The following is a 4,088-nucleotide window of genomic DNA, read 5'->3' on the forward strand; positions in this document are numbered from 1 at the left end:
CCGATTCCTGCTAAATTTGCTAATCCCAGTCAGTTTGTTCAGCTTAATCCTTGTTTAAAATTAACAGAAATTGATAATGCTGGCCATTGTCCCCACGATGAATGTCCCGAAATAGTTAATGATTTAATTCTTGATTGGATTGCTCAACAAAAACAACAATATACATAAGCTAGAAAATAATAAATAATACAAATTTATTTTGCAATTATAGCGATCGCCGAATGAGCGATCGGACATTAAAAAAAATTACAGCACTTTTGAGGAAGCGTGAGGTAAAGTTATAAGATTATTTATTCCTATATTTCCAACAATATTTAATACCATTATTTATCAAAAATAAGTTCTACTGAAATGATCGGCGAACTTTCATGTTATACTATTGCGTATATCAAAATAGTTAAAAAATCATGTTTGTTGGTACTACTGAAGCAGCTTCTCTTTTAAGTATTTCTGCTCAAAGAGTCCGAGTTTTGCTCCAAGAAGGTAGGATTCAAGGAGCTAGAAAGATTAATGGTCGCACTTGGGTGATTCCTTTATATAAAGGAATGCCTAGAATTGCAGGTAGGAGTCGTGGTCCCAAACCTCGTTGGCGTTCTTGTAGACACTGTGGCAAGAATACTATTCATTTCAATCGACCGAATATAGGTATCAATAAAAATAATCGTAATACCGAACTTCATGTAGTTTCTGCTAAACGATGTTCTAAAAATTTAGCTAAAGGTCATGAAATCGATATTCACGGTCCTTGTCGGATTGTTTATCGACCAGAAAAACCTCATTCTTGTGGAGCAACTGTCTGGATTGAGACTTTGGCAACGGCGACAGTTTATAATTTTGACGGGAACGTGAAACGGGTGGATAGCAGATGGATTTGGGAATGGGAAGAAGAAGAAGAAATCTGGGAAATTAATAAGACAAATATTGATGAGTCGATCAAAGCATCCTAGTCAAAAAGTTAATTTGAATGACAGCGATCGGGTTTTTCTCCTCTATAGTCTTATGCTCAAAAACTTTTCTATGTTTTCTTGAGCGCAGGAGTAGGGGAGTGATGGTTAGTAATGGCTTTTAACAGCTAGTAACGGAATAGACATAAGAATAATATACATAGGATTTACCGAATAATTAAGGTATAAAGCCTCTCCTTTAAAGGAGAAACAAGCGGTCAAGGAATGGTGAGGTCTCCTCGCTGTTTGACCATCGACCAAGAGAGAAAAAAATTTTCATGATTAGTCAATCCTATCTGCTTTCAAGGAGAGGTAATAATTAATAATTAATTATTAATTGTTGTAGCACCTCCAACATATTTTCGTCTGAAACAACCAATAGAGTTTGCGGAGCAGTCTGGAACGGAAAGCACTCAGAATTATTAGCTTTTAGGCAAATCAAAACTCAATTATATTTGCTATTAACTTCCAACAAGGAGGTTCTCCTTCCCAATTTTGAGAAGGAACATAAGGCATACTAAGACTTATTGTCACCAAAAGATTATTTGAAGTTGGAGAGTATCCATTTTCTAAGTTTTTTATAAATTCTGGATCGGTAATTTTTGCATTATTTAAGAGCAAATAACCATGATTATTTTTGATACTACCTCGAAATTTAGCTCCTTCATTTTGAGTCACAGAAAAATTTTGCTTTTGAACTTTAACAATTTCAATTGTTCGACGTCGATGAAAGGGAACTGTTTTTAGATAGGAAGAATTAACATATTTACGAGAGTTATGTAGGATATAGTCGGAATTATTACAGTATTGAAGTATCTCTTCAACTTTAGCTTGACCTAAACATTTCCATTCACCTTTTAATACTGAAAGGTTTTCACTTTCAAAACCAAAATCATTTCCTTTATTATCAAGAGGAATTTCAAGAATATCAAGAGGTTTTGGTTCTCTACCTTCAACAAATCTAATTCTTTTAGGCACTCTTCCATCTTCAGGATATTGGCGATCGCATACTGGACGAACCCATTTTCCCGTATCTAAATCAATCCCTGCAATACAACGCTCATTTAGTTTGTAGGAATTAGCTAAACAAATTATTTTTTTTAGAGATGACATACTTTAATATTTCCCCATTGTTTGTTGAGATATTCAGCTACTAAACGACGATGACAATGATGTGGTTTAGCTTCACTACAAAGCAAACAACCTCTATCTAAAAGTTGAGGTGAAACTTTTTTTTCGATTTCTCTTTCACTAATAAGATGATTAAATTTTTGTTCATAAGTATCCCAAGTAATTCTCTTTTTTTTATAATCATCTAAAAGTTCTTTAGTAGGTGCTAAATCTAGAATATGAATATATTCAATATTGCAAATAACTTTAAGAAAATATTCTAAATCTTTTTTTTTCGCAAATCCAGCCAGTTGAGAAACATTATTTACTCTTGTATCAATAACGCATTTTACTTTTGATGCTGTTAAATTCTCAAAAAATTCTTGAGCGGTTTTTTGTGTAAATCCAATTGTAAAAATTTCAATAGTTTTTTTCATTTGATAAATGAAGGAAGAACGAAGAACGAAGAACGAAGAAGAAAGAAGGGTTCATTAATGGATAATGGATAATTACCTCTGGTTAAAACCGTTACGGAATTGAATATAAGGAAATATTATTTCTTCTTTTTTCTTTGTAGAGCGACAGCTCGCGGCGCTGCCAAGGGGAGGCTAACAAACCTGAATTATTTAATTAATCATTATTAATTATTCGGTAAACATTGAAAACAAGAAAAATAGAATTTCTATAGCTAAATGCTTACTTATTTTTTGCTTATGTATGCAATTTTATCTCCTTGAATTTTGTAAGCTTTTTCAAGTATTGTATCTTGAGAACTTTTAGTGGATTGACTAGCATTTTGGCTGAAGTTTTCAGTATCAAAAAGACTTAATTGTAAAAATGGCTGGGGTTTTTCAACAAGATTGTTAATTTGTAGTAGTCTTTGTTCAAGAGCAGAGTGATTCTCTAAGTCACCATTTTTAAGAATATGGTAAATATCTAAACCTTTATTTATTAAATGTCGGCTCACTAAAATAGCACGATGACAAGTAATTGGATCTTGTTCAGAACACATCAAAGCAATGTTATAATTTTCCAAACTTTGATAAACTTTTTCTAAACCTTTTTGAAATTCTTCTGTTTTAGCAATTAGCTCGTATAAAGCTTTTCCATTAACGTAACAACTTAAATTATTAGTTCTTGCACCTAATTCTTTGCCTAAAAAAATGTATGAAATATTGGTTTTATGTAGATATTGCTGAATGTTTTTTTGATTAAAATGAGGTAAATAATTACTATAAGGATAGGATCGAACATCTGCTATAGCTGTTATCTGATGTTTTTGTAAGAGACTTAAAAAAGATTCGATGGAATGATTAGAATGACCAATAGTAAATAATTTCATCATTGCTGATTTGATTTTTTTTTAATTGTTTAAATATATATATGATACCAGGGTTTTGAGCCATCAGAATGTTCTGTTTACTATTGAATTTTAACTTTGCTCTGATGGATTACAATATAAAGGTATGTTTGATGACTGATTATACCTTTATTCCTTGATTCAGTCAATCCTCTCTCTATAGAAGCCATTTGGTATCTTTGCATATAGAGCTAGACTACGCCAACTTCACTACTGGTTTGCACCAATAATGTTTGTTCCTGTACTACTTAGGGTTTGCACTCAAAAGTCTTTTAGTAGGGGGTAGGAGACAGGAGACAGGAGACAGGAGATAGGAGAAATAGAAATGTAGGAATATGAATTGTCCCTTGATTTTTCTGCCCAACTATGCGCCTAAAAAACTAACTTTTTGAGCGTTTTAGACTGAAACAAGCGCACTTTTTTCGACCCTAAAAAAGTGCTAGCTTTTTGAGCTTTTTAATGCAAAAAGTCTAGTATTTTGGGCTAACTATGGCAGAAAAATCAAGGGAAAATTCTTCCTCCTAGCTCCTCTATAATTCCCATTTATTTTGACTCCTGACTCCTGACTCCTGACTCCTACCCCCTACTAAAAGACTTTTGAGTGCAAACCCTAAGTAGTACAGGAACAAACATTATTGGTGCAAACCAGTAGTGAAGTTGGCGTAGTCTAGCTC

Annotated in this window: 4 protein-coding genes; 1 reads left to right on the forward strand and 3 read right to left on the reverse strand. The window is 33.0% G+C overall.

All coding sequences use genetic code 11. From position 1 onward, the window contains the following. Positions 1-407: 407 nt before the first annotated feature. Positions 408-947, forward strand: coding sequence for a helix-turn-helix domain-containing protein (locus F6K13_RS21750; RefSeq protein WP_192901171.1), 540 nt, complete (start codon positions 408-410; stop codon positions 945-947). A 435-nt stretch (positions 948-1,382) separates the two neighbouring features. Here the strand turns inward: F6K13_RS21750 and F6K13_RS21755 are convergent, their stop codons facing one another. The 3 genes from F6K13_RS21755 to F6K13_RS21765 all read right to left on the reverse strand — a co-directional run bounded on the left by F6K13_RS21755 (position 1,383) and on the right by F6K13_RS21765 (position 3,399). Next, a complete protein-coding gene (locus tag F6K13_RS21755) occupies positions 1,383-2,057 on the reverse strand; it encodes a hypothetical protein (protein ID WP_124146361.1) in 675 nt (224 codons plus the stop codon). Continuing rightward, the gene (locus tag F6K13_RS21760; RefSeq protein ID WP_124146360.1) at positions 2,045-2,491 is read right to left on the reverse strand and encodes a DUF488 family protein; all 447 of its coding nucleotides are present in this window, start codon (positions 2,489-2,491) and stop codon (positions 2,045-2,047) included. The genes F6K13_RS21755 and F6K13_RS21760 overlap by 13 nt, the downstream gene beginning before the upstream one ends. Before the next feature lie 263 nt (positions 2,492-2,754). Continuing rightward, entirely contained in the window at positions 2,755-3,399 is a 645-nt protein-coding gene (locus F6K13_RS21765) for a DUF488 domain-containing protein (RefSeq protein WP_338043225.1), read from the reverse strand. Positions 3,400-4,088 lie beyond the last annotated feature (689 nt).

It is taken from the genome of Okeania sp. SIO2B9 (assembly GCF_010672505.1).
GTDB classification, from domain to species: domain Bacteria; phylum Cyanobacteriota; class Cyanobacteriia; order Cyanobacteriales; family Microcoleaceae; genus Okeania; species Okeania hirsuta.

Bases quoted from the DNA above. Each gene is read 5' to 3' on its own strand.
- F6K13_RS21750 (WP_192901171.1), top strand. From the start codon at position 408: ATGTTTGTTGGTACTACTGAAGCAGCTTCTCTTTTAAGTATTTCTGCT.
- F6K13_RS21755 (WP_124146361.1), bottom strand. From the start codon at position 2,057: ATGTCATCTCTAAAAAAAATAATTTGTTTAGCTAATTCCTACAAACTA.
- F6K13_RS21760 (WP_124146360.1), bottom strand. From the start codon at position 2,491: ATGAAAAAAACTATTGAAATTTTTACAATTGGATTTACACAAAAAACC.
- F6K13_RS21765 (WP_338043225.1), bottom strand. From the start codon at position 3,399: ATGATGAAATTATTTACTATTGGTCATTCTAATCATTCCATCGAATCT.